Genomic DNA, 25,398 nt, shown 5'->3' with positions numbered 1-25,398 from the left:
TCTCCCGCGCCGTGGAGTCACACGTGACCCTAGAGCAATATTGGCGCTTCGCCAATAGTGGCGGCCCTGTTGTCGGCAACGTCCTGTTGGCATAGCGTCAACAGTGCTCGCCGAGCGCAGCGGCACACGATCGGACGGAGGGTCCTCGCACATGGCAGGCCTCGCAACCACCGGAACACTCATCACCGGACGCGTCGCCACCGGTGGCCCGTACGCCGCTCCCGGCGATCGGATCCGAGGAACGACGTGACCGACCAGGCTGCGGTGGAGGCTCCGCGCAGAGTCCGCAAGGGGCCTGACGAGCGGCGGGAGCAGATCCTCAAATGTGCGCGCGCGCTGTTCAGGGAACGTCCCTACGGCTCGGTGTCGAACACCGAGATCGCGGCCGCGGCCGGTGTCAGCAGGGGCCTGCTCAACCACTACTTCGGCACCAAACGGGATCTGTATCTGGCCGCCGTGGCGCAGATGCTGGCGGTGCCGCCGGTCCCCGTGCCGGCGTTCGTGGAGGGTGCCATGGTCCCCGACCGCATCGACCAGAGCATCGAGGCGTGGCTGGAACTCCTCGAACGCAACCGGACGACCTGGATCACCGCCCTGGACATGAGCGCCTCCGGGGTCGACGCCGAACTGGTGGAGCTCTTGGAGAAGGGCAGGGAGACCGCGGTGGACCACATGGCCGAGGTCGTCGGGCTGGCGCCGGCCTCCCGCGAGCACCCGGAGATCCGTGCGGCGTTCCGGGGATACTCGGGGATGGCCGAGGCGACCACGCGTGAATGGCTCAAGTACGGGCGGCTGAGCCGTGACCAGGTCCATCTGATGCTGAAGGAGGTCCTTCTGCATCTCCTCGACCGGGTGGTCCCGCAGTTCGTCCAGGCCGGCGGCGGCTCAGGCCGAGGGTGTGGATGAGGGCGAGGCGTAACGGCCTTCATGGGACTTTGGTGGAAATCTGACGATAAGCGGAAAGTGACCCTCCGGCCACGCCGGAGCGCCTACGATTTCCCCATCCCCCGAACCGTGCGCAGGGTGCGCACTACAAGGAGATGTCTCCCTGTGAAGTTCAGCTATGCCATGCTTCCCGACTATCCGCTCTCGGAGTCGCTGGACTCCATCAAGCTCGCCGACCAGCTCGGCTTCCACGCCGTGTACGCGGCCGACGAGCCGTGGCACAAGGACCTGTGGCTGCTGTTCGCCGCCGCCGCGGCCGGCACCTCCCAGATCCGCCTCGGCCCGTCGGTGTCGGCGGTGACCCTCCGCGAGCCGTCCCTGATCGCCCAGGCCGCCGCGACGCTGGACGAGCTCACCGGCGGCCGCGCCGAGGTCGTCCTGGGGAGCGGCAACTTCGGGGTCCTCGCCCAATACAAGATCGACTGGGCGAAGACCAAGCCGCTCACCCGGGTGAAGGAGGCCGTCGCGGTCGTCCGGACCCTGCTGGACGAGGGCGCCATCACCCGCGACGGCGAGTTCTACTCCTACGAGGGCCTGTTCACCTTCGCGCGCCCCGTCCAGGAGCACCTCCCCGTCAAGATCGGCGCGATGCGCGGGCCGAAGTCGTTCGAGGCGGCCGGTGAGCTGTCCGACGGCGTGCACCACGCGCTGAGCTACTCGCGCGGCGCCTACGAGTACGCCGTCGAGCACTTCAAGGCGGGCGCCGAGCGCGCGGGCAAGGACTGGCGGACGCTCGACATCGGCGCCTGGGTCGTGTTCGCGGTCGGCCCCGACTCGGCCGCGGCCAAGGAGGCGGCCCGCAGCATGGTCGGCCTGTACGCGTCCGCGATGCCGGCCGAGCAGCTGGAGCGCAACGGCGTCGACCCGGCGGACATGGCCCCGATCATCGAGGCCATCGGCGCCGGCGACCTGGCCAAGGCCATCGAGCTGACCACCCCCGAGATCACCGAGAAGCTGTCCCTGGCCGGCACCCCCGACGAGGTCCGCGCCAAGATCGAGAGCGAGATCGCGCCGACCGGCGTCAACCACATGATCTGCGCGATCACCGACCCCGGCCTGGTGAAGTCCTTCACCGGCCGCGACCTCACCGGCGTCCCGGACGTGGACGGCCAGCTCCGCCTGATCCACGAACACCTGATGCCCGCGTTCACGTCCTGATGCCCGCGTTCACGTAACGCTGGTCAGGCCGTCCCGGAGCACGGGTGAGGGCCGGGCGCGCCGTCCGCGGCGCCCCGGCCCTTCGTGCGCGGGCCGGCCGCTCAGCGCCGGTTCAGGTGGGACTCGATCGCCTCGATGATCCGCGGGCGCAGTTCCGCCGCGCGGATGACGGCGTCGACCGAGCCGACCTCGACCGCGCGCCGGATGTCGTGGACGCGGTCGAACTCCGTGGCCACCTCGCCCAGCTTCTCCGCGCGGACCGACGCGCGGAGCTCGTCGAGCTCGGCGGTCAGCGCGGCGCGGTCGGCGCCGGAGGTGGGCGCGAGGCGGGCCTCCAGCTCGCGCACGCGCGGGTCGGCCGCGGTGCGGGCGTTGACGTCACCGGAGAACACGACGGCGGCTGCGGGCGCGCCGCCGAGCACCGACGCGAACGAGCCCTCCAGCGCCAGCACGGTCATGTTCGGGTTCAGCGCCTTGGAGAACACCACGAACGCGCCGCCGTGGTAGCGCGAGATCACGCAGAACACGATGGGCCCGCGGAAGTTCACGATCGCGCGGCCGATCTCGGCGCCGTACTCCAGCTGCAGTTTCCGCATCGACTCCGGTGAGCCGTCGAAGCCCGACAGGTTCGCCAGCACCACCAGCGGCCGGTTGCCGCTGGCCGCGTTGATCGCCCGCGCGGCCTTCTTCGACGACTGCGGGAACAGCGTTCCCGCGGTGTAGGTGTCCGGGCCGTCGGTGGGCGGGAAGCCGCGCCGCGGCACCGCCCGCGACTCGATGCCGAGCAGGCACACCGGCATGCCGCCGAGATGCACGTCCTGCACCGCCGCGGTGTCGGCGTCGGCCATGCCGGCCCAGCGTTCCAGCACCGGGTGGTCCTGGTCGGAGAGCGCCCGCATCACGGTCCGGATGTCGAACGGCTTCTTGCGGTCCGGGTTGGCCTCGGCGGAGAAGATCTCGCCGACGGTGGTGAAGTCGCTGCCCTCCACGGCGTGCGGGAAGCCGGAGACGTCCCGGTCGACGGGGTCGGACGTCCGCGCGCGGCGCGGCGCCTCCTCGCCCGGCGCGACGTAGGTGTGGTCGTAGTGCGACATCAGCACGTCCCGGGCGGCGGCCAGGCTGGGCGCCCAGTACTGGGCCTGCCCGTTCGGGCCCATCACCCGGTCGTAGCCGCCGATGCCGAAGTTGTCCTCCGCCGACACGCCGCCGGAGAAGTCGAGGGACTGCTTGCCGGTGAGCACCATCGCCGAGTCCGGCGTCATCACCAGGATGCCCTTGGTGTGCATGAGCATCGTCGCCTCGGCGTTCCAGTACGGCTGCGCGCCGACGTTGATGCCCGCGACCACGATGTTGATCTCGCCGCCGTCCTGGGTGAACTCGACGATCCGCTTGAGCGCCGCCGCCACCCAGTCCATGTTCTCCGTGCCCGACTCCATGGAGATCCGGGCCCCGGCGGACAGCGCGTACCACTCCACCGGCACCCGCATCCGCTCCGCGAGGTCCAGCGCGGCGATCACGCGGCGGCACTCCGGCTCCGACAGCGCGCCGAGCGCCTTCGTCGGGTCGCCGAGCAGCACGACCCGGGTGACGCCCCGGGGATGCCGCCGGGTCGTCGTGGTGACGACGCCCGCGACGATCGCCGCGGTGTTGCGTCCACGCGGCCGGTCGACCGGCACCAGCACGTGGTTCCCCGCTTCGTCGACGTCGAGGTCGTGCTCGGCGAAGCGGCCGAGCATGCCGGTCAGCTCGTACGGGTACACCGTGTTGCGGCTGCTCGCGCGCAGCACCTTCTGCCGGTAGTCGTCGAGCGGCTCCACCGGCTCGTCCGACGGCTCCCCGACGGTCAGCTCGGTTCCGCCGGTGGCGTCGTACGCCACCCGCACGGCGATCTTGAACAGCTCGCCGGTCCTCGGGTCGCGCTGCCGCCCGATGAGCAGGATCTCCTCCAGCCCGGCGCCCACGGTCGTCGGCACCACGCGCCCGGCGATCCGCTCCAGCTCCGTGCGGGTGAGGTCGCTCGGCGGCCAGACGTAGATCACGATCCGGTTGGTGTTGAAGCGGTTCTTCGACGGCCGGCGCTCCTGCGCGCGGCGGATCGAGTCGACGCAGGACGCGATGGTGTACTCGGCCGTCGGCAGCGTGAGCAGCCTGCCGTCGTGCTCCCGCAGTTCCGTCAGGTCGCGGACCTGCGCGAACGCGACGAGGCGGTCGTCGGACGGGTTGTCGCGCGCCACGCACTGGAAGAGGTAGACCTCCTCGTCCGAGGACGGCAGCCGGGTGAGGTCGAACCTGCTCAGCCGTTCCATCTGCATCCGCTGCGCGATGTGCGGGTGCAGGCCGCGGATCAGCCGCTCCTCCGCCATCCCGCCGCCCGACGGGCGGAACGTGAAGTGGTGGTGCATCACCGCGCCGCTGCTGCCCGCGACGGTGGCGGTGAGCCTGCGGACCCGGCCCGGCAGCGGGTGCGCGTTGATGACCCCGTGCAGCGCCGCCGCCATCGCGTCGAAGTCGTCCGGCTGGTTCTCCCAGGCGAGATAGATGTCGGCGTCGATGTCCTCGTCGCCGCCCGCCAGCTCGCCGAGCCCGCGCAGCGCGCCGCCCAGCGCCTCGAAGCTCACCGCGGACGAGACCAGGCACGAGCCCTCGCGCTCCGCGACCACGAACGTGCAGTCCGCGACCCGGCTGGTGCGGACGCCGGTGAGGCCCTTGTTGCCGTAGTACCGCCGGGTCAGCACCTCCAGCATGACCGCGTTGTCGCGCCCGTGGTCGTTCCCCCCGCGGCCGTCCTGCTCGCCGCGGATGAGCCGCCGGCCGAGCAGCCGCACCAGCGGCTCGGTGCTCCGCACCATCTCGGCGATGCGTTCCGCGCGGTCGGGCGCGTCCGGGTGCGCGTCCAGGTGGCGCAGGTGCCTGCGGACGTCGGCGTAGACGCGGGCCCGGTTGCGCCGCAGCAGCGGCTGGGCGTACCAGGCGAACACCACACCGCACGCGAGGTCGTAGACCACCGGGAAGCGGACCTGTGTCGCGGCCACCAGCCGCTCCAGCGCGAGACCGACGGGCTCGCGCAGCGACTCCTCCGGCGGCGGCTCCCGCAGCCACGCGCGCAGCAGCGTCGTGACGACCGCGGCGTCGGCGGACGCGCGCTGCTGGGCGAGGAAGATCCGGAACACCGCGGATTCCAGCGCGGGGGAGCGATCCAGCTCGGTGACCCCGTAGTGGCCGAGGGCCGTGGCGAGCTTGGCCTGGAACGCCTCCGGCAGCCCGGCCCGCTCGACGTCGAGGCTCTGCAGGTAGGTGTGGAAGTGCTCGCGGGCGCTGTGCACATGCCCGTTCCCGCCGCCGTCCCCGCCGCCGTCGCCGCCCGCCGGCCGGTTGCGGCTCAGCTCGGCGAGGTCGGCGAACACGTTGACGAGTTCGAGTTCCTCGGCCAGCGGCCAATGGCCGTCCACGATGGCGGCCCGGCGTGTGCCGAGGTAGTCGTCGAGAACCCGGCGTCCGTCCTGCGGGTCGACGTCGAAGCCCAGGAGCAGGCTGCGCAGGTCCTCCCGGCCGCGGCGGGCGCGTTCCCGCGCCGGGACCGCCGCGGGCGCGGCGGGCAGGTCCAGCTCGACGGACTCGGCCGCCGCGGTGTCGTCGTCCTCGCCGTCGTCGGCGAGCGGCTCCAGCCGAAGCAGCGGCGCACCGGTCTCCACCTGGCTGCCCACGGCGACGGCGCATTCCTTCAGCCGCGCCTTGAACGGCGCCCGCAGCACCGTCTCCATCTTCATGCTCTCCAGCACCAGGACCGGTGCCCCCGCCTCGACCTCGGCGCCGACCTTCAGCGGCGTGGCGACGACCAGCGCGGGCGCGGGCGAGCGGACGACGCCGCCCTCGTCGCGGCTGACCCGGTGCGCCACACCGTCCACCTCGACCATGTGGACCGGCCCGTGCGTGCCGGTGAGCAGGTGGTACCGGGAGCCGTTGACGACGATCTGCCCGGTGTGCCGGTCGAAGCGTTCGAGTTCGACGTCGGCGGTGCGGACCGCGCCGGCCGCGCCGTCCACCGCCTCGACGCCGACGCGGAACCGGTGCGCGCCGACGCGCGCGACGCGCACGCGGTAGCCGGCGCCGCGCAGCTTGAGTTCCAGCGGCCGGCCGCTCTCGTGCTGCACCTGCGGGCGCCCGCCGAACGCCGTGGACAGCAGCCGCTGCCGCTCGGCGCGCTCCTCCTCCTCGTACGCCTCGATGGCGGCGGCCGCCAGCGCGACGGCGGAGTGCCGGTGCGAGACGAGCCGGCCCTCGCCGCGGACCCGGTCGATCCAGCCGGTGTCCGCGCTCGCGTCGATCACCTCGGGCTGGTCGAGCAGGTCGAGCACGAAGCTCTTGTTCGTCGCGCCGCCCTCGATGATCACCGCGGTCTGCGCCATCGCCCGGCGCAGCCTGCCGAGCGCCTCGCCGCGGTCCCGGCCGTAGGCGATGATCTTCGCGATCATCGAGTCGAAGTCGGCGGGGATGGTGTCGCCCTCCCGGACGCCGGTGTCCACCCGGATGCCCGGCCCGGCGGGCAGGTCCAGCCGCGCGATGCGGCCCGGGGAGGGCGCGAAGTCGCGGTCGGGGTCCTCGGCGTTCAGCCGGGCCTCCACGGCGTGCCCGCGCTCCACCGGCGGCCCGCCTTCGAGCCGGCCGCCGGACGCCACCCGCAGCTGGGCCTTGACCAGGTCGAACCCGGTGGTGGCCTCGGTGATCGGGTGCTCGACCTGCAGCCGGGTGTTGACCTCCAGGAACGCGAACAGCTCGTCCCCGGGGTGATAGAGGAACTCGACGGTCGCCGCGCCGCGGTAGCCGACCGCGACGGCCAGCCGCTCGGCGGACGCCTTGAGCTCGGCCGCCTGCGCCGGGCCGAGCACCGGCGACGCCGACTCCTCGATGACCTTCTGGTTGCGCCGCTGCACCGAGCAGTCGCGGACGCCGAGCGCCCACGCCGTCCCCTCGCCGTCGGCGATCACCTGGACCTCGACGTGCCGGGCGCCGGTGACCAGGCGCTCCAGGAACACGACGCCGCTGCCGAACGCCCGCGCCGCCTCCTGGCTGGTGCGCTCGTAGGCGTCGGCGAGCTCGTCCCTGCTCGTGATCACGCGGATGCCGCGCCCGCCGCCGCCGGCGGTCGCCTTCAGCATCAGCGGGTAGCCGATCTCGTCCGCCGCCGCCAGCGCGGCGTCCAGGGTCTCGACCGCGCCGCGGCTCCACGGCGCGACCGGCACGCCGACCTCCTCGGCGAGCAGCTTCGCGCCGATCTTGTCGCCGAGCCTGCGCATCGCCTCCGCGCTCGGCCCGACGAACGTGACGCCGACCTTCTCGCACAGCTCCGCGAACGCCGGGTCCTCCGCGACGAAGCCCCAGCCGACCCACGCGGCGTCCGCCCCGGTCTCCACGAGGGCGCGCTCCAGCACCTCCAGGTCGAGGTACGGGCGCGCGGCGGCGGGACCGAGGTCGTAGGCGAGGTCGGCCTCGCGCACGAACGTGGCGGTGCGGTCGACGTCGGTGTGCAGGGCGACGGTCTCGATCCGCGTCCCGGTCTCCGCGGCGATGTCCCGTACGGCGTGGATGAGCCGCATGGCGGCCTCACCACGGTTGACGATGGCGACACGACTGAACACCCGGCCGAACCTTCCTGTACCGACGCTTCTGTAACCGACGCTGCGAGCCGCGACACGGCGGCCTCCGCAGGTGCTCACTTTTCCGTCTGGCGGCCCGCGGCGCCATGTCGCTGACAGCGCACGCTGGGCGTCCCGAGTTGTGGGAAACCTGCAAAACCCCGGCCGCCGCCAGAAGCGCCGGGCATGATCGATGAGTTCTCGAGGTGGCACCGGTCTACCCGGGCATGACAACGACATCTGAAGCGAGCCAGGTACAGTGCTCGCCCCGGCCCGCCGCCGTTGCGTCTCCTTATCAGCGTCGAAGCGGGAACAGGCTGTCCGAGGCGAAGAAGACCGTTGCGAGGGCGGCCGCGGCCACCAGGGTCACGGCGACGCTGATCAGCAGGAGGGCGCGGCGGCGCTCGTGCGCGGCGGCGCGTCCGGCCGGACGTGTCGCGCGGCCCAGCACGTGGACCAGCGCGCTCATGCCCAGGACGAGCCCACCGATCACGGGGGTCGTCTGGAGCATGGCGCCGCCGAGGGCCGCGAAGGCGACGGCGGTCCGGAACCAGGCCAGCTCGGTGCGCTCACGGGCCAGGCCGGGATCGAGGTCCTCTGGATCGTCGAGGGCCCCGGATGTCACTCGACCGCCTCCGACAGCAGGACGAGGACGGCGGCCAGCAGCGCGACGGCCGCGATGGCGATGGCGAGGACGCGGGGGAGCGGCGACCGCGGCAGCGGCTCTCCCCGGCGCAGCGCACGCTGGTTGCGGCCCCACTCGGCGAAACCGCCGACGGACAGCACGGCGCCGAGGACGATCAGCGGGACGGCCAGCAGATGCCGGCCCCACGGCAGCCCGGGGAACGGCGGCAGCAGCTGCACGATGGCCAGCCCGGCGACGATCAGGGCGAGCGCCGTGCGGTTCCAGGCCAGGAACGTCCGCTCGTTGGCGAAGGTGAACCGCGCGTCCGGCTCACTCTCGCGGGGACGGTCCGACGCGGCCTCCCCGCCGTCGGCCCCGGACGATTCGGATTCGCTCACGCGCAGGTCCCCCGGCCGGTGAGGTCCACCGGCGTGGCGTGCCGGCCGCTGGGATCTTCTGAAATCGCATCACTGTGAAGTCGCTTCACTACGTCGCAGCCTCCACGAACCGAGGGTAGCGGCTGTACTCGGCGCTCAGGTGGAGCGCCCCGGCATGCCGTCCGCATCGCCCGGAAACGCCATCGGCCGGAAACGCCATCGGCCCCGCGGAGCTTGGCGCTCCACGGGGCCGAGGCCCTTCCGGTCAGATCAGTCGTCGTAGTAGTTCGGCTGGGACTGCGCGTTGAGCATGTCGATCCTGACGCGCTTGGCCCGGTCGGTACGGCGGTCCCGGAGGTCGATGACGTCCAGGCCGCGCTGGATCTCGTTGGAGAAGATGAAGCCGTTGTAGTAGTACGCGGACCACGGGCCGGCGATCGCCAGTTCGTCCGACCACGGGCCGCGGTCGAGCCAGGCGATCTCCTTGGGCTTGCGGGAGTCGGTGAAGTCCATCACCGAGATGCCGCCCTGGTACCAGGCCTGCACCATGATGTCCTTGCCCTTCACCGGGATCAGCGAGCCGTTGTGCGCCACGCAGTTCTCGGCGTCGGTGTTGTGCCGCGGGATCTTGTAGTAGCTGCGGAACTTCAGCTCGCGGTGCTTGCCCTTGCCGACGATGTCGTAGATGGCGTTGGCGCCCTTCTCGGGCCCGACCTCCGCGTTGCAGGTGGCGGCGCCGCCGCCGCCCAGCTCGTCGGTGAAGACGACCTTGTTGGCGCGGTTGTTGAACGTCGCCGAATGCCAGAACGCGAAGTTGTCGTCGTCGCGCACACTGGTGATGGTGCGCGGCTTGAGCGGGTCGGAGATGTCGAACAGCACACCGTCGCCCATGCAGGCGCCGGCCATCAGGTCCTTGTCGGGGTAGGCGGTCAGGTCGTGGCAGCCGGAGGTGGCGCTGGTCCCGTTGGGCCACGGCGTGTCAGCCGGGTCACCGGGGTTGCCGCCGTCCGGGAACAGCACCGGCTCGGCCGCCACGTGCGCGGCCTGCGGGTGCCGCAGCGGGACCTTCACGATCGAGATGAGGTCGTGCGGGGGCTTGCAGTCGGGGTAGGTGTCGTTCGGGCGGTACGAGGACACGTAGATGTAGACCGTGCCGCGCTTGCCTGGGACGAGGGTGTTGGTGTGGGAGCCGCACTTGGTCTCGACGGCCTTGACGTAGCGCGGGTTGCGGACGTCGCTGATGTCGAAGATCTTGATGCCCTCCCACGCCGACTTCTCGGTGGCGGGCTTGGACACGGACTGGCACGAGTCGTCGCTCCTGGAACTGTCCGTCGACAGGAACAGCAGGTCCCCGGCGATCGACACGTCGTTCTGGGAGCCGGGACAGTGCACCACGGTGACGACCTTCGGCCTCTGGGGCCGGCTGATGTCGTAGACCGTGAAGCCCTCGTAGTTGCCGCCGAAGGCGTACCGGCCCTTGAAGGCCCAGTCCGAGCCGTACGCGGTGGGCCCGGCGAGCGGCCCCTGCTTGGGGATGTTCGCCAGATGGTGCATGTTCGGGGTCTTGCTGATCGGGTCATCGCCCGGCTCGGCCGACGCCGCTGGCACGAGCACGGACGACATCACCAGCACGATGCCCGAGAGGATGCCGAAGAAGGTCTTGCGTCTGGTTCTTCGCTTGAGAACTGGCGCCACCCTGACTCCTTTGTCTACATGACCCCCGGTGGGACAGTTGATCTCCCCGGATTATGAAGTCCACTGGGCTTGATGCATAGACCTGCCCGAACGTGTGGCTATTTGTCCAGATATCAAAAGCCGGTTTTGTGTAATCTTGCTCTGCTTGTACGGTCCGGTTGCGTGGTCGGCTGGCCTGGGAGGCGTGATGCGGAACCGGATCGCGATGACGGGCATGGTGGTCGTGCTGGCCGCCGGCGTCCTGGCGGGGTGCAGCGGCGAGGACGGGCCCGAGGCCGCCCCGTCGAGGTCCGTGCTGGTCCCGGGCCGTCCGGGCGAGCCCAACAAGACGGAGGTCGCGGGTCCGCGCGAAGCCGCGCCGCCCACCGCGGCCGAGGTCACGTTCGTGCAGATGATGATCCCGCACCACGCGCAGGCGCTGGAGATGTCCGCGCTGGCCCCCGACCGTGCGTCCGACGAGCGGGTGCGGTCGCTGGCCTCCCGCATCGACGCGGCGCAGAAGGTCGAGATCGCGGCGATGCGGTCCTGGCTGGAGAAGAACCCCAAGGCGGTCCTGAAGGCGCACGGCCGCAACCACGGCGGGCACCAGGCCGGCATGCCGGGGATGGCCACGGCCGAGCAGATGAAGCAGCTGCGGGACGCGCGCGGCGCCGCGTTCGACAAGCTCTATCTGACCCTGATGATCACCCATCACCAGGGCGCGCTCACCATGGTCAAGGACGTCCTGGGCAAGGGCACCGACATCACCATTCAGGAGATGGCCCGCGACGTCGAGTCCACCCAGCTGGCCGAGATCGGCCGCATGCGCGGACTCCTGGCGACCTGACCGCCGCGCGCCCTGCGGGACGGCCGCCGAAGCCGGGCGAGGACGAGGTCATCGCCCGGCCGGTGGCCGGCTAGTGGCTGGGAACGGTCTCGTCCTGGGATGCGGTGCTCGTGGTGCGGATTCCGCTCTCCATCAGCCCGCCGCACGCGGTGACGATGACGACTCCGAGGAACAGCGCGGCGAACGAGGCGGCGAAGCCGCCCTTCCGGAAACGCAGGGTGCGCAGGGCCAGCCGGAACATCAGGACACCTCCGCCGGACGGTGCCCGCCCGGATCGGTGTCCCAGGCGCCCAGATGCGTCATGCGCCCGGCGATCGCGTCGGCGGACGGCCGGTCCAACTCGTCCACGATGCGGCCGTCGGCCAGGAAGACGACCCGGTCGGCGTGCGCGGCGGCCGCCGGGTCATGAGTGACGATCACGATGGTCTGCCTGGCGTCGCGCACCGCCTCACGGAGAAGGGCGAGGACGTCCCGGGCGGTGCGGGTGTCGAGCGCGCCGGTCGGCTCGTCGCCGAAGACCACCGCGGGACGGGTGACCAGGGCGCGCGCGATCGCGACGCGCTGCTGCTGCCCCCCGGACAGTTCGGCGGGACGGCGGCGTCCGAGCGCGCCGAGCCCGACCCGCTCCAGCGCCTCGTGGACGGCGGCCCGGCGCGGCCTGCCGCCGGCGAGCAGGATCGGCAGTCCCACGTTCTCGGCCACGTTGAGCGCGGGCAGCAGGTTGAACGCCTGGAACACGAAGCCGATGCGCTCGCGCCGCAGTTTGGTGAGGGCCCGCTCGCCCATGCCGGTCAGCTCGTGGCCGTCCAGGACGACCGAGCCCGACGTCGGCCTTTCCAGTCCCGCCGCGCAGTGCAGGAAGGTGCTCTTCCCCGAGCCCGACGGACCCATGATCGCGGTGAAGCCGCCGGGCCGGAACGTGATGTCGACCCCGTTGAGCGCCGCGACGCCGTTCCGTTTCGAGCCGAACACCTTGCGCACCGCCCGCAGTTGGACGACACCGTCCGCGCCGGTACCTGTCGTTTCCTTCATGCCGTTCCCCGTGGATCCTTCCGGTGTGCGTGCGCACCGGTCTCCGGCGGCGCCCGTCCTGACGGATCGAGCCTCGCCGAGCGGACGGCCCGCAGGGCAGATGCCGATGTCGTCAGTCGGCGGTGATGAACGTCATGGGTGAAATGCGGACATCCGCATCTGCCGATGAACGCGGCGGCGGAACGACACTGGTCAACGGCGAACGCGATGGTGGAGGCCGGGAGGCCACGGGGACGGCGGAGGAGGTCACGTGACGGATGCCGGCGCCTCGTTGGCCATGCCGCGAGGCCGGCGCATATCCTGGCCCGGCCTCGATCCACGGGTGGAGGGCCACCTGACGCCGCAACCGACGCGACCCCCGCACGCCGCGCGACCCCCGCACGCCGCGCGACCGCCGCGGGCCGCGCGACCGCCGCGGGCGAGAACCGGCCGTTCCCTCCCGCTCACGGCGAACTTCGTTCCGCTCGCGGCGATGGGCGCGGTCGCCTACAGCGTCCTGATCCCCCTGGTGGAGCTGTGGCGCTTCGCCCTCACGTCCACGGACGCCCCCGCCCTGGGCGCGGTGCTGGCCACGGCCGCCTACCTGCCGCTGCACGTCAGGCACGTCTACCACGCGGCGCAGGGGACCCGTCCCCGCGGAGCCGGCTGGACGGTCGCGGCGATGGCCGCGGTGATCGTCGGGGCCGTCCCGTACCTCGGGGCCCTCTGGCTCGGGCAGTTCCACGCGCTCGCCGTGTCCGTGCTCATCGTGGTGCGCCGCCCCTGGTCGTTCGCCCTCTTCGGGACGATCGTGGCCGCGCAGGCACCGCTCGCGATCGTGCTCGGCCGCCCCGACATGGCGCCCTTCTTCACGATCGCCGGGGCCCTCAAGGGACTGCCGGTGTTCCTGCTGATCTGGCTTGTCGGCGCGGTGCGGCGGCTGCACGCGGCGCGCGGCGCGCTGGCCGACCGGGCGGTCGCGCGCGAACGGCTGCGGATCGACGAGGAACTGCGGCACACGGTCGGCACGGCACTGGAGTCGATCGCCGCGCGGGGACGGCGGGCGGGTGCGCTGGCCCCGCATGACAGGCGGGCCTCGGAGAACGAACTGCGGGCCCTGGCCGGCGATTCGAGACGGACGCTGGCCGAGACCCGGCGCCTGATCCGCGGCTACCAGCACACCTCGCTGGACGCCGCACTGGACACCGCGGTGACGCTCCTGTCCGCGGCGGGGATCGAGTGCCGCGTCGTCCTGCCGGACGGCGACGTCCCCGACACCCTCGATGAGGCCCTTCACTCGGCCCTGCGCACCGACGTCGCACGCCTCCTGCACGACGACGCCGTCCGGCGCTGCGCCATCGTGGTCACCCGCCACGACGGCCGCCTGCGGCTGGAGGTCACCGCCGAGCCGGGGGACGCCCCGTGAAGGCCGCGCCCGCCGGGTGGCTGGAGAGCCGAGGACGTGCACATGATCCGCGGTGCGCTGGTCGCCCTCATCTCGCTGGAGGACGACATGGAGGTCGTCGCCGAACTGGAGCGCGGCGACCAGATCGTCGCGACGGCCCTGGAGGTCCGGCCCGACGTGGCCGTCCTGGACATCGACCTGCCGGGCCTGGACGGGCTCGCCGCCGCCGGTGAGCTGTACGAACGGCTGCCCGAATGCCGGGCGCTCGTCCTCACCGGGCTCAGCCAGCCGGGCAACCTGCTGCGCGCGCTCAAGGTCCACGTCCGCGGCTTCATCATCAAGGACGCCCCCGCCGACACCCTCGCCGACGGCATCCGCCGCGTGGCCGCCGGCGAACGCGTCATCGACCCCGACCTGGTCGCGGCGGCCCTGGAGACCGGCAGCAGCCCCCTGACCCCGCGCGAGACCGACGTCCTCCGCGCGGCCGAAAGCGGCCTGTCCACCGAGGAGATCGCCACCGCCCTGTCCCTGTCCCGCGCGACGGTCCGCAACTACCTGTCCAACGCCATCGCGAAGGTCAACGCCCGGAACCGCATCGACGCCATCCGCATCTCCCGCAACGCCGGCTGGCTCTGATCCCGCCCCGCGCGGATCCGGCTACGGGTTGGTGATGAGGTGCCAGATGCCCTGGTCCGCCGATACCGCCGCCCGGGTGAGGAGTTCGTCCCAGTGGTGGAGCGAGCCGAACTCCGCGCTCCAGGCCAGAGCGGGAAGCGTGTAGCGGTGGAGCGGGTGCTCTGCCGTCGTCCCGATGGCGCCGTGGACTTGGTGGGCGTTGCGGACCACCGTCGCCGTCGCGTGGCCGGTGCAGGATCTCGCCACGGCGATGTTGAACGGTGTGAGGCCGTCGCGCAGGACGGTGTCCGTCGCCGCCTTCGCCAGCGAGGCCTCCGCCGCCATGTCGGCGATCAGGTGCTGGACGGCCTGGAAACGGGCCAGGGGGCGGCCGAACTGGGTCCGTGTCGCGGCGTGTTCGACGCTGAGCCGCAGGATGCCGTCCATCGCGCCGGTCGTCTGCAGGGCACGGGCCAGGGCTCCGCGGAGCATGAACTCCTCCGCCACGTGTTCGCCCACCCGGGTTCCGGACATGGTGTCCACGGGGGCGTGCACGGCGTCGCGTGGTTCGCCCGCCAGGTTCGCCGCGCGCTCGATGTGCAGTGACGACGCGGGGACGTCCGCTGCCCGCCAGCCGTCGCTTCCGGCCCACAGCAGCGTGATCCGGTCGGCGTCGCCGGCCCAGGGCACCGCCTTGGCCGTGCCGGTCCCGTCCAGGACGCAGGCGGTGCGGAGGCTCTCGTCGGACGGCAGGTCCGCCTCCGCCAGAAGCCAGTTCGCCAGAAGGTCGTTCTCGGCCAGCGGGACGGACACGCCGTGGGAGGCGGCCGTCCGGAGCAGCGCGGCGGCCTCGGCCCATCCGGCGCCGCTGCCGCCGCGTCCGGCCGGGGTGGTGAGGCGGGCGAGGCCCAGGGACTCCAGCGTCCCCCACAGGGAACCGGCCGGGGCGGCCGGGTCGTGGTCGGAGAAGACCGAGGCCATCATGTCCTGGAGCGCGGGATCGATGGTCATCGCAGCCCCAGCCCCCGCGCGATCACGCCGCGCAGGATCTCGTTGGTGCCGCCGCGCAGGGTGAACCCGGCACGTCGCAGCTGCGCGGCGGTCAGGAGCGGGTCGGCCATGCCGAGCCGGGCGGCGAACTCGACGATGTCGCCCTCCAGGGTCGTTCCGAGCACTTTGACCAGTGCGGCCTCGACGTCGGCGGTCTCCCCGGCTTCGAGGGCCCGCGCGACGCCCTGCGACATGTGCCGCAGCCCCGCGATCCGTGCGATGTGACGGCCCAGGTCGGGGTGATGGGGGAGTTCGCCCCGCCGTGTCGCCGCGGCCGCCTCGTCCAGCAGCGGAAGTGTCGACAGGAAGCGCTCCGGGCCGCTGCGCTCGTATCCCAGTTCGGACGTCACCTGCCGCCACCCGTCCCCGACGCGGCCCAGCAGCCGGTCGCCCGGGACGTACACGCCGGTGAACGCGACCTCGTTGAAGTGGTGTTCGCCGCCCATCGTCAGGATCGGGCGGATGGTCACGCCGGGGGCGCGCAGGTCGACGATGAACTGGCTGAGGCCGTCGTGCCGCGCGGACGGGTCGTGCGGCTCGGTGCGGGCGAGGACGAGGATGGCGTGGGCGCGGTGCGCCCCGGACGTCCACACCTTGGTCCCGGTGAGGAGCCAGCCGCCGCCGGTCCGTTCCGCGGCGGTGCGGACGCTGGCCAGGTCGGAGCCGGAGTCCGGTTCGCTCATGCCGATGGCGAAGAAGCACTCGCCCCGCGCGATCGCGGGCAGGAACTCGCGTTTCTGTTCTTCGGTTCCATGGGCCAGCAGGGAGGGGGCCGTCTGCCGGTCGGCGATCCAGTGCGCGGACACCGGCGCCCCGGCGGCGAGGAGTTCCTCGGTGACGGCGTAGCGTTCGAGAAAGGTCCGCCCGGCGCCGCCGTACTCCTCCGGGATGGTCATGCCGACCCATCCGCGCGCGGCGAGCGCCCGGGTGAAGTCCTCGTCCCAGCCGCCGTTCCAGGCGTCGACGGCAGGAGTGAAGTCGTACGACCGCAGGAACGCGCGGACGGAGGAGCGCAGATCGTCCATCAGAACCGGATCCCCCACGGCACCCCCATCGTCGGCTTCGATGGGCGCCAATCTTTCACGGCCGGCGACCCGCGCGCCGCCCGGGGTAGAGGGGCGATCAGATGCTGCGCTTCATCGGGGCGCCCGGCCTAAGCGGCGAGGACGGGCGGGGCGTCCTGTGCTCGGCGCCGCTTCGACGGCTGCGGTCCGTCCAGCAGTTCCGCCAGGTGGCTCAGGCCCGAAAGGCCCGGAAGGGCGCCGCCGTCCGGACGGACGACGGCCGGGACCACCTGCGTGAAGCCCTCCCAGTCCGCGCGCCACTGCTCGATCCGCAGCTGCCCGGTCAGTGTCAGGGCGCCGCCGAGCGTGCTGACGGTGGCGCCGAAGCGCCGCTCCGTCCCGGACGCCACACGACCGGCGTCCACCGGCATCGCGAGGCCCGGGGCGTACCGGTGCACGTCCATCGGCGTGCGCGGGTACATCAGCTCCGCGATGATCCGGCGGATCTCATACGGACTGCTCACGTGGCGCCCCTCCACCCAGACGGCACGGAAGATCGCGCGCCGCGCCTCGTCGGCCAGGCCGTCGGTCAGCGCTTCGGCGTAGGCCGCCACGGCCGCGCCGGTGTTGCTGACCACGGGCGGCGGCGCGTCCGGCACCCGCTCACCGGGCCGCGCGATGCCGGCGATCTCGCGCAGTTCGCGGTCCCACTCGTCCTTCGCGGCCGCGCTGGGGAGGCCGGTCAGCGGCAGCCGCGGCTCGTGCTCCACGGCGCGCCACTCGACGTCGGTCTGGCCCCGCCGGATGAGGTCGTCGACCCGCAGGCTCGCCAGGTAGGAGTAGGGGCAGTTGAAGTCCCCGTAGACGATGTAGGTCATCTCGCATCCCTCCTCGATGAGGCCGGCAGGCCGCGACCGATAGTGGTAATAGTTTTTACTAGTAGAAAATAAAAATCCACCCGCGCCCGCTGTGACCTCGCTCTCCCGGTACTACTGCCGGGTACCGCTCTCGTCGGCTCCCACGGCCTCGGCCGGCCACGGGCGGCGCGCGACCTCGTGGTCCGCCGCGGTCGGGGGCGGCGACACGACGTTCATGAAGACCATCCGGCCGCCGCGGGCGCGGACGCCCCGGGTGGTACCGGCCGGGACCACCACGACGTCACCCGCCGCCACGGCGTGCGGAGCGTCGCCGATCCACACCTCTCCCGCGCCCTCCAGGATCGCCAGCGCCAGTTCCACGCCCGGCGTGTGGAGCGGGATCTCCTGCCCGTCCTCCATGCCGACGATCATCACCCTGGTGAGGTCGGTCGCGGACAGGACCTTCGGGCGGAACGACTCGTCGCTGAACTCCGCGAGCTCGGACGCGCTTCCGACTACCGCCTTCTTCTCCATCGTCATCTCCGTAGCTGTCGAACCGGGCATGTGGTTTTCCGCTGGTGCTCAGGTGCGTGCTCTCAGGCACACCCACCCCTCCGGAAGCTCTCCGGAGCCGAGGAAGGAGCGCAGCCGCCCGGCCGCCGGCTCCGGCACGATCCGGTCCACCTCCGCGTAGAGGACCTTCTCCTCCTTCAGGTTGTGGTGAAGGAGCTGGACGGACAGCCGGCGGCAGAGCGTGAGCGCCGCACCGGTGTCCGGCTCGTCTTCCAGCGCTGCGAGCGTCCGCCACATCTGGGCGTGTTCGCGCAGCATGACGAGCACCGGGGCGGTCAGCCCCGCCCCGTACAGCGCAGGGAAAAGGAACTCCTCTTCGACGTAGATGTGGCGGCGGAGGGCACGGATCGCGCGCGTCAGCGGGCGCCGGTCCCGGCCCTCGGACGAGGGTTCGGCGGTGAAGGCCCCGATCCCGTCGTCGATCTCGCGATGTTCCCGTTCAAGGGCCGCCGCCAGCGACTCGATCCCCATCTCCGCCCCTCGACACGCATTGGAGAGTCCCGACGAACCTGCGGCGCCCATATTAATACAACTGGCGCTGTGAAAAATAGCCGGGTGCGGAGGCCGCGGCCGTGTCAGCGGCCGTGTCAGCGGGGTGACAGGGGGGTGACAGGCCCGGCGCTGATCGTGGAGCCATGAAGAATTCGGCGATTGCGGTTTCAGGGCTGCGCAAGGCGTTCGGCGACAAGGTCGTGCTCGACGGCATCGACTTCGATGTCGCCTCGGGCTCGGTCTTCTCCCTGCTCGGCCCGAACGGGTCGGGGAAGACGACGACGGTGAACGTGCTGACCACGTTGATGAAGGCCGACGGCGGGACGGTGCGCATCGCCGGCCATGACGTCGCGACCGAGGCCAGGGCGGTGCGCGCGGCGATCGGCGTCACCGGCCAGTTCGCGGCGGTGGACGAACTGCTGACGGGGCAGGAGAACCTGCAGCTGATGGCGGACCTGAACCGGGCGTCCTCCGGCGGCGGCAGGCGGATCGTCACGGAACTGCTGGAGCGCTTCGACCTGGTGGAGTCGGCGCGGAAGCCCGCGTCGACCTATTCCGGGGGGATGCGCCGGAAACTGGACCTGGCGATGACCCTCGTCGGCAGCCCGCGGATCATCTTCCTGGACGAGCCGACGACGGGCCTGGACCCGCGCAGCCGCCGCACCATGTGGTCGATCATCCGCGACCTGGTGGCCGACGGCGCGACCGTCTTCCTCACCACCCAGTACCTGGAGGAGGCCGATCAGCTCGCCGACCGGATCGCGGTCCTCGACCAGGGCCGGCTGGTCGCCCAGGGCACGCCCGGCGACCTCAAACGCCAGGTCCCCGGGACGCACGTCCGGCTCCGGTTCACGACCGTCTCCCTCCTCGACGGGGCCGCCCGCCTGTTCCCCGGCTCCACGCGCGACGACGAGGCACTGACCCTGCGGGTCCCCAGCGACGCCGGGACGAAATCGCTCCGTGCCCTGCTGGACAGGCTCGATGACCACTCACTCGGCGCCGAGGAGTTCTCCGTTCACACACCGGACCTCGACGACGTCTTCCTCGCCCTGACGGGCCGCACCACGGAGGCAGCGAAATGAGCACCACGTCCCATTCGATGGTGATGTTGCGCCGCAACTTCAAACACATCGCCCGCAACCCGACCTCGGTGTTCAACGCGGTCCTGATGCCGATCATCATCCTGCTGATGTTCGTGTACATGATGGGAGACGCCTTCGACGTCGGCGTCGACTACATCGACTACGTGACGCCGGGACTGATCCTGCTGGCCGTCTGCTACGGGCTGGGAGCCACCGCGACGTCCGTGAACTCCGACATGACGAAGGGCATCATCAACCGCTTCAAGGTCATGGACGTCTCCCGGGGTGCGGTGCTGACCGGGCACGTCGTCGCCGGCCTGCTGACCAACCTGATCGCCATCGCGGCCCTCGTCGGGGTGGCCTTCCTGCTGGGATTCGACCCGTCGGCGAGTCTCCTCGACTGGCTCGGCGTCGCCGGCATCGTCGTGCTGCTCGGTCTCGCGGCCGGCTGGTTCACGGTCGCCCTGGGATTGTTCGCGAAGTCTCCGGAGACGGCCGGCATGGCGTCCGTGCCGCTGGTCATGCTGCCGTTCTTCAGCAGCGCGATCGTGCCGGCGGAGACGATGGGGCCGGGCCTGCGGCAGTTCGCCGAGTACCAGCCCTTCACGCCGATCATCGAGACCGTCCGCGGCCTCCTCGCCGGAGCACCGGACACCGGCGACGCGATCACCGCCGTCGCCTGGTGCGTCGGCATCGGTCTCGCCGGCTACCTGTGGGCGCGTTCCACGTTCACGAAGCGAGCGTGACCGCGACCAGCTGATCCCAGCCGGTCTCCGTCCCCTCCCGAGCCGCCTCGGCGAACCCCGCGTCGCCGAGGCGGCTCCGCGCCGCCCGCTCGATGCGGGCGGTGTCCGGGAGGCAGCGGTCCGGCAGCCCGCGCACGGCGGTGCTCGCCGCGAGCAGCCGCGCCGCCTGCTCGGGCCGGTCGCGGCGCAGGGCCAGATCGGCGACCCCGACGAGTATCTGCGCGATCAGGGGTGCGTGCCATGTCTCGGCCACCGCCCGGCAGGCCGCGGCGTGGTGCTCCCGGGCCTCGTCGAGGTCGTCGGCGAGGAGGCCCCGCAGGTTGTGCAGCATCGCGCGGACGGTCGCCCGCTCCGCCTTGTCGCCCAGCATGGCCGTCGCGACATCGAGGTGCCGGTGAGCCTCCCCGGCGTCACCGGCCCAGCGGGCCAGTCCCGCTTTCGAGATGGCCAGCTCCGCCAGCGCGTCCGGCCAGGTGACCCGCTCCGCACACCGTTCCGCCTCGGCCATCGCGGCCGCGGCGGCGTCCTCGTCGCCCAGCAGCCGGTACAGCTGCGCCTGTCGTGCCCGCATCGGGATGACGTCCTCGATGGCGCCGACCTCGGTCACGACCCCGGCCGCCTGCTCGTAGTACTCGCACGCGGCGGCGAACTCGCCGCGCGTGGCGATGCGGTCCGCCAGCTCGGAGAGGGCGAAGGAGATCCCGAACCTTTCGCCGAGCGCCCGGAACTCGGTGAGCGCCGTCTCCAGGTCCGTGTCCGCCTCCCGCCCGGCGTGGCCGAGCGTGACCCGCGACTTGCCGAGGTGCAGCCGGGCGAGCGCGCGAACCCAGGCGTCCTCGTGGTCCAGCAGCGGTTCCCACGCGGACAGGGACGCGTCCGGCTCCCGCAGCATGCGTTCCAGCGGGACGACCAGGGCCGGCACAGGGTGGCGGGACCGGCTGAGCCGGGCGAACCGGTACGCCTTGCGGACCCACTCCGCGACCTGCTCCTGGTCGGCGGACGCCCCGGCGCTGGCGAACGGCACGGCGAGCCCGTACACGACGGCCCGGATCTCGTCGGTCACCTCGCCGGGCGTCTGCGTGGCCGCGATGATCAGCTCGATGCCCTCGGCCCGGTGCCCGCTGAGCCACCAGTACCAGCCGGCGCCGGCCGCGAGCCGCATCGCCGCCTGCGCCTCACCGGCCGCGAGCGCACCGCGCATCGCGGAACCGATGTTGTCGTGATCGGCATCGAGCGCGGCGAGCCATGTCATCTGCTCGGCGCGGCGGAGCCGCGGTTCCGCGGTCTCGGCGAGCTCGGTGAAGTAGGCGAGATGCGCGCGGCGCGCCAGGTCCGACTCCCGCGCCTCCGCGAGCCGGTGCGCGGCGTACTCCTTGACCGTGCCGAGCATCCGGTAGCGCGGCGCTCCGCCGCCCTCGGCGACCAGCAGCGACTTCTCGGTCAGCGCGGTGAGCAGTTCGAGCACCTCCTCCCGCTCGACCGTGTCGCCGCCGCAGACCCGCTCGGCCGCTTCCAGGCTCGCCCCGCCCGCGAACACCGACAGCCTGCGCAGGACGGTCCGTTCGGCGTCGGTCAGCAGCTCCCAGCTCCAGTCGACCACCGCGCGCAGCGTCCTGTGCCGCGGCAGCGCGGTACGGCTGCCGCCGGTCAGCAGGCGGAACCGGTCGTCGAGCCGGTTGGCGAGCTGGTCGAGGGACATGGTGCGCAACCTGGCCGCGGCCAGTTCGATCGCCAGCGGCATCCCGTCCAGCGCCCGGCAGACGCGCACCATCGTCGACAGCGTGGGGGCGTCGGCCGCGAGGTCCTTGCGCACGGCGCTCGCCCGGTCCCGCAGCAGCCGGACGGCCGGCGCGGACTCGATCTCGCCGGGACCGGCGTCCCCCGCCGGCAGGGACAGCGGCTCGACCGGCCACAGCACCTCTCCGGTGATGCCGAGCGGTTCCCTGCTCGTCGCCATGATCCGCAGCCGCCGGCACTCCCCGAGCAGCCGATGGGCGAGTGCCGCCGCCGGCTCGATCACATGCTCGCAGTTGTCCAGGATCAGCAGCGCCTCACGGTCGCGGATCGCGGCGATGAGCCGGTCCGCCGGCTCCATGTTCGGCGCCTCGCCGAGCAGCGCGTCCCGGAGGCCGAGCCCGGCGATCGTCGCCTGCACCACGTCGCCGTCCGCGCCGATGGCGGCGAGTTCCACCAGCCATGCCCCGTCCGGCAGGTCGCCGAGCAGCGTGCGCGCGGTTTCGGTGGCGAGCCTGGTCTTGCCCGAGCCGCCCGGCCCGATCAGGGTGGTGAGCCGGTGCCCGGCGACGAGGCCGGCGACCGCGGCGACATCGGCGTCCTTGCCGACGAAGCTGGTCAGCTCGGCCCGCAGATTGGTCTTCCGGTTCTCCTTCCGGTGTCCTGTTCCGCCCCGCAGCAGCGCGACGTGCAACGCGGCCAGCTCCGGTGAGGGGTCGGCGCCCAGCGCGTCGGCCAGGGCTTCTCTCGTGCGCTGGTACACGAGCAGCGCCTCGGTGTCGCGGCCGGTCGCGGCGAGGGCGCGCATCAGCGCGGCGACGAGCCGTTCCCGCACCGGGTGCGCGGCCACCAGGTCGGTCAGCTCCGTGACGATCTCCGCACCGCGCCCGAGGGCGATCTCCGCGTCCGCCCGCTCCTCCGCGGCGGTCAGGCGCAACCCCTCGAGCCGGGCGACCGCGGCGTCGAACGCGGCGCTGTCCTGCAGGCCGACGTCCTGCATGGCCGCGCCGCGCCACAGTCCGAGGGCCTCGCGCAGCGACCGCACCCGCCGGTGACCGTCCTCGGTGCGGGCCCGGCCCGCGATGAGGAGCCGTTCGAAGCGCACGGCGTCGACGGCGTCGGGCTCGACCGTCAACCGGTAGCCGTCCGTCCGCCCCTCGATCACTCCGTCCGGCAGTGCCTTCCGCAGCCGGGAAACCAGGCGCTGCAGGGCGTTCGCCGCATCGGCGGGCGGGTGCTCTCCCCAGATCCAGTCGATGAGCGACGCCTTCGGCACCACCTGGCCGGGCCTGAGCGCAAGGGCGATCAGCAGCCCGCGCAGCCGCGCGCCCGGTACGTCGGCCAAGCCGCCGCCGTCCGTGCGGACCTCGAGTGGACCCAGCATCCCGACCTGCACCCGCCGATCCTGCCATGGGCGTCCGGCGGACATACAACCGCGGCCGCGCCGCGCGACCCGCCCGACCGGACGTGCCGCCGACCTCCCGTTGACGGGGTTGGCTAATAAGATTAGCTTGTAGCTAACTGAATTAGCCAGCTTGGGGGATGTCATGACCGAGTACCTTGCCGTCGACGGCGGCACGATCGCTTACGAGGTGGCGGGGTCGGGCCCGCTGATCGTCCTCGCGCACGGCATGGGCGACAGCCGCGCCGCCTACCATGCGGTGATCCCGCCGCTGGTGTCGGCGGGCCATCGGGTCGCCGCGGTCGATCTCCGCGGTTTCGGCGAGTCCAGCGTCGGCTGGCCGGCCTGGAGCCGCACCGCCATCGCCGGCGACCTGCTCGCCGTCATCCGCCACCTGGGCGGCCCGGCGGTGCTCGTCGGCCACTCGGTCTCCGGCGGCGCCGCCACCATCGCCGCGGCGCAGGAACCCTCGCTGATCACCGCGGTCGTCGAGTTGGCGCCGTTCACCCGCAAGCAGTCGATGCGCCTCGGCGACCTCCGGGTGAAGCGCTTCCGGCAGGGCATGCTGCGGCTGCTCGGTACGGCCGCGTTCGGCAGCGTGCCGCTCTGGCGCTCCTACCTCGACGTGGCCTACCCCGGCGTGAAGCCGGCCGGCTGGGCCGAGCGGCTCGGCCGCATCGACTCCATGCTGCGCGAGCCGGGCCGGATGAAGGCCATGCAGGGCATGGGCCGCAGCGCCCCGACCGACGCCGGCGCGCAACTCGGCAACGTCCGCTCCCCGGTCCTGGTCGTGATGGGCACGCTCGACCCCGACTGGGCCGACCCGCACGCCGAGGGTTCGGCGATCGTCGACGCCCTGCCGTCCGGCCTCGGCCGCCTTGAGATGATCGAGGGCGCCGGGCACTACCCGCACGACCAGTTCCCCGACCAGGTGGTTTCGCTCATCCTCGCCTTCCTCCGATCGGACGCCGTCCGTGCCTAGGGTCGGCCTGGACCCGGCGGCCGTGGTCGCGGCCGGTGCCGCCCTCGCCGACGAGGTGGGCTTCGCCAACCTGACGATGGGTTCGCTGGCCCAGCGGCTGGGCGTGCGCACCCCTTCCCTGTACAAGCACGTGGGCGGCCAGGAAGACCTCAACCGGCGCATCGCGGCCCTGGCACTGAGCGAGGCCGCCGACGCCGTCGGCGGCGCGGTCCAGGGTTACGCAGGCCGCGACGCCCTGGCCGCCGCGGCGCGCGCCTTCCGCGCCTTCGTCGTGGAGCACCCCGGCCGGTACGCGGCGACGATCGGCGTGGAACCGTCCGGCCCGGACGATCCGCTGGCCACCGCGGGTCAGCGGCTGCTCGGCGCGTTCACGGCGGTCCTGCGCGGCTACGAGATCCGGGAACCGGACGCGGACCACGCCCTCCGCACGCTCCGCAGCCTCTGCCACGGCTTCGCCACGCTGCAGGCGGCCAACGGCTTCCAGTGGAGCGCCGACATCGACGACAGCTTCGAATGGCTGATCGACTTCGCGGACCGGGCCCTGCGCGCCGAACCGTGATCAGGTCCGGCCGGCGGGGAGGGCGTGGCCGTGGCCCGGGCTCGGGGGGAGGCTGAGTTGGGCGGCCATGTGGGCGCATTGGGCGAGGATGCGGTCGGCGGGGTAGGTCTGGGGGTCCCGGAGGTGGAGGCGGAGGAGTTCGTCGCCGACGAGGTGGAGGAGGTGGACGGTCAGGGACGGGTCCGGGCCGGTGGGGACGGGGTGGTCGGGGGTGGTGAGCATTTCGATGATGCGGGCCCGGCCGAGGGCGCGGCCCTGGTCGATGCGTTCGTAGAGTTCCGGGGGGCCGCCTTCGGAGGGCATGAGGAACATGCGCCAGGCGGCGGGGTCGGCGTCGGCGGCGCTGATGAGGCCCTGCAGGGCGGCGGTGAACGGGTCGCGGCCGGCCGGCGGGGTCTCGGCGATGACCGTGAGGAGGCCGGCCATGGCGCGTTCGGCTTCGCGGTCGATGAGCGCGGTGAGGAGGCCGGGGAGGTCGGTGAACTGGTGGTAGACCAGGGTTCGGGTGATGCCGGCGGCTTCCGCGACGCGGGTGATCGTGACGGCGGCGAAGCCCTCGGTGTCGACGATCGTGCGGGTCGCGTCGAGGATCTGGTCCCGCCGCCGGTCGGCGCTCATTCTTGCCAT

At 72.3% G+C, this 25,398-nt stretch carries 22 protein-coding genes; 9 read left to right on the top strand and 13 right to left on the bottom strand.

The genetic code is table 11. The features are described 5' to 3' along the window. Positions 1-246 precede the first annotated feature (246 nt). Together ACGFK0_RS22230 and ACGFK0_RS22225 are read left to right on the top strand one after the other, a co-directional pair. Positions 247-906, top strand: coding sequence for a TetR/AcrR family transcriptional regulator (locus ACGFK0_RS22230; RefSeq protein ID WP_392907452.1), 660 nt, complete (start codon positions 247-249; stop codon positions 904-906). Between the two features lie 144 nt (positions 907-1,050). Continuing rightward, positions 1,051-2,103, top strand: a complete 1,053-nt coding sequence (locus tag ACGFK0_RS22225; protein ID WP_392907450.1) for an LLM class flavin-dependent oxidoreductase — start codon at positions 1,051-1,053, stop codon at positions 2,101-2,103. A gap of 101 nt (positions 2,104-2,204) precedes the next feature. Here the strand turns inward: ACGFK0_RS22225 and ACGFK0_RS22220 are convergent, their stop codons facing one another. From ACGFK0_RS22220 to ACGFK0_RS22205, 4 genes are all read right to left on the bottom strand, one after another. After that, positions 2,205-7,739, bottom strand: coding sequence for a carboxyl transferase domain-containing protein (locus tag ACGFK0_RS22220; RefSeq protein WP_392907448.1), 5,535 nt, complete (start codon positions 7,737-7,739; stop codon positions 2,205-2,207). A gap of 292 nt (positions 7,740-8,031) precedes the next feature. Next, positions 8,032-8,361 (bottom strand): DUF202 domain-containing protein, encoded by a 330-nt coding sequence (locus ACGFK0_RS22215; RefSeq protein WP_392907445.1) that lies wholly within the window; start codon positions 8,359-8,361, stop codon positions 8,032-8,034. After that, positions 8,358-8,759: a YidH family protein gene (locus ACGFK0_RS22210; protein ID WP_392907442.1), complete on the bottom strand. Its 402-nt coding sequence runs from the start codon at positions 8,757-8,759 to the stop codon at positions 8,358-8,360. The genes ACGFK0_RS22215 and ACGFK0_RS22210 overlap by 4 nt, the downstream gene beginning before the upstream one ends. Positions 8,760-9,008: 249 nt before the next feature. Next, positions 9,009-10,361: an LVIVD repeat-containing protein gene (locus ACGFK0_RS22205; protein WP_392907616.1), complete on the bottom strand. Its 1,353-nt coding sequence runs from the start codon at positions 10,359-10,361 to the stop codon at positions 9,009-9,011. 259 nt (positions 10,362-10,620) lie between these two features. Here ACGFK0_RS22205 and ACGFK0_RS22200 point away from each other — a divergent pair, with 259 nt between their 5' ends. Then, positions 10,621-11,259, top strand: coding sequence for a DUF305 domain-containing protein (locus ACGFK0_RS22200; RefSeq protein ID WP_392907439.1), 639 nt, complete (start codon positions 10,621-10,623; stop codon positions 11,257-11,259). 70 nt (positions 11,260-11,329) lie between these two features. Here the strand turns inward: ACGFK0_RS22200 and ACGFK0_RS22195 are convergent, their stop codons facing one another. Beyond that, entirely contained in the window at positions 11,330-11,500 is a 171-nt protein-coding gene (locus ACGFK0_RS22195; RefSeq protein WP_392907436.1) for a hypothetical protein, read from the bottom strand. Beyond that, positions 11,500-12,291, bottom strand: coding sequence for an ABC transporter ATP-binding protein (locus tag ACGFK0_RS22190; protein WP_392907433.1), 792 nt, complete (start codon positions 12,289-12,291; stop codon positions 11,500-11,502). Before ACGFK0_RS22190 ends, ACGFK0_RS22195 begins: the two co-directional genes overlap by 1 nt. 472 nt (positions 12,292-12,763) lie before the next feature. Here ACGFK0_RS22190 and ACGFK0_RS22185 point away from each other — a divergent pair, with 472 nt between their 5' ends. Further along, on the top strand, positions 12,764-13,696 hold the full coding sequence (locus ACGFK0_RS22185; protein ID WP_392907431.1) for a hypothetical protein: 933 nt from the start codon (positions 12,764-12,766) through the stop codon (positions 13,694-13,696). A gap of 36 nt (positions 13,697-13,732) precedes the next feature. Then, complete coding sequence (locus ACGFK0_RS22180; RefSeq protein WP_392907429.1) at positions 13,733-14,311, top strand: DNA-binding response regulator; 579 nt, start codon at positions 13,733-13,735, stop codon at positions 14,309-14,311. Between the two features lie 21 nt (positions 14,312-14,332). On the opposite strand, the gene ACGFK0_RS22175 is transcribed toward ACGFK0_RS22180, so the two are convergent. From ACGFK0_RS22175 to ACGFK0_RS22155, 5 genes are all read right to left on the bottom strand, one after another. After that, positions 14,333-15,301, bottom strand: a complete 969-nt coding sequence (locus ACGFK0_RS22175; protein ID WP_392907425.1) for an acyl-CoA dehydrogenase family protein — start codon at positions 15,299-15,301, stop codon at positions 14,333-14,335. Further along, positions 15,298-16,383: an acyl-CoA dehydrogenase family protein gene (locus ACGFK0_RS22170; RefSeq protein ID WP_392907423.1), complete on the bottom strand. Its 1,086-nt coding sequence runs from the start codon at positions 16,381-16,383 to the stop codon at positions 15,298-15,300. The genes ACGFK0_RS22175 and ACGFK0_RS22170 overlap by 4 nt, the downstream gene beginning before the upstream one ends. A 110-nt stretch (positions 16,384-16,493) precedes the next feature. Then, the gene (locus ACGFK0_RS22165; RefSeq protein ID WP_392907420.1) at positions 16,494-17,222 is read right to left on the bottom strand and encodes a DsbA family protein; all 729 of its coding nucleotides are present in this window, start codon (positions 17,220-17,222) and stop codon (positions 16,494-16,496) included. Positions 17,223-17,333: 111 nt separating this feature from the next. After that, positions 17,334-17,735 (bottom strand): cupin domain-containing protein, encoded by a 402-nt coding sequence (locus ACGFK0_RS22160; RefSeq protein WP_392907417.1) that lies wholly within the window; start codon positions 17,733-17,735, stop codon positions 17,334-17,336. A gap of 48 nt (positions 17,736-17,783) precedes the next feature. Next, entirely contained in the window at positions 17,784-18,245 is a 462-nt protein-coding gene (locus ACGFK0_RS22155; RefSeq protein WP_392907413.1) for a hemerythrin domain-containing protein, read from the bottom strand. A 164-nt stretch (positions 18,246-18,409) separates the two neighbouring features. On the opposite strand from ACGFK0_RS22155, the gene ACGFK0_RS22150 reads away from it, so the two are divergent. Together ACGFK0_RS22150 and ACGFK0_RS22145 are read left to right on the top strand one after the other, a co-directional pair. Then, complete coding sequence (locus tag ACGFK0_RS22150; RefSeq protein ID WP_392907411.1) at positions 18,410-19,348, top strand: ATP-binding cassette domain-containing protein; 939 nt, start codon at positions 18,410-18,412, stop codon at positions 19,346-19,348. Beyond that, positions 19,345-20,094, top strand: coding sequence for an ABC transporter permease (locus ACGFK0_RS22145; protein ID WP_392907408.1), 750 nt, complete (start codon positions 19,345-19,347; stop codon positions 20,092-20,094). The genes ACGFK0_RS22150 and ACGFK0_RS22145 overlap by 4 nt, the downstream gene beginning before the upstream one ends. On the opposite strand, the gene ACGFK0_RS22140 is transcribed toward ACGFK0_RS22145, so the two are convergent. Next, positions 20,078-23,212 carry a BTAD domain-containing putative transcriptional regulator gene (locus ACGFK0_RS22140; RefSeq protein ID WP_392907405.1) on the bottom strand — a complete coding sequence of 1,045 codons (3,135 nt, stop codon included), beginning with the start codon at positions 23,210-23,212 and terminating at the stop codon, positions 20,078-20,080. The genes ACGFK0_RS22145 and ACGFK0_RS22140 overlap by 17 nt on opposite strands. A gap of 163 nt (positions 23,213-23,375) precedes the next feature. On the opposite strand from ACGFK0_RS22140, the gene ACGFK0_RS22135 reads away from it, so the two are divergent. Continuing rightward, positions 23,376-24,212 carry an alpha/beta fold hydrolase gene (locus ACGFK0_RS22135; protein ID WP_392907402.1) on the top strand — a complete coding sequence of 279 codons (837 nt, stop codon included), beginning with the start codon at positions 23,376-23,378 and terminating at the stop codon, positions 24,210-24,212. Further along, a complete protein-coding gene (locus ACGFK0_RS22130; RefSeq protein ID WP_392907398.1) occupies positions 24,205-24,771 on the top strand; it encodes a TetR/AcrR family transcriptional regulator in 567 nt (188 codons plus the stop codon). The genes ACGFK0_RS22135 and ACGFK0_RS22130 overlap by 8 nt, the downstream gene beginning before the upstream one ends. Here ACGFK0_RS22130 and ACGFK0_RS22125 read toward each other — a convergent pair whose 3' ends face one another. Then, complete coding sequence (locus tag ACGFK0_RS22125; RefSeq protein WP_392907395.1) at positions 24,772-25,389, bottom strand: TetR/AcrR family transcriptional regulator; 618 nt, start codon at positions 25,387-25,389, stop codon at positions 24,772-24,774. It abuts the gene before it with no gap. Between the last annotated feature and the right edge of the window lie 9 nt (positions 25,390-25,398).

The sequence above is a fragment of the Spirillospora sp. NPDC048823 genome (assembly GCF_043198445.1).
In the GTDB taxonomy this organism is placed as follows: domain Bacteria; phylum Actinomycetota; class Actinomycetes; order Streptosporangiales; family Streptosporangiaceae; genus Spirillospora.
This window is presented reverse-complemented; position numbering and strand designations above follow the sequence as displayed.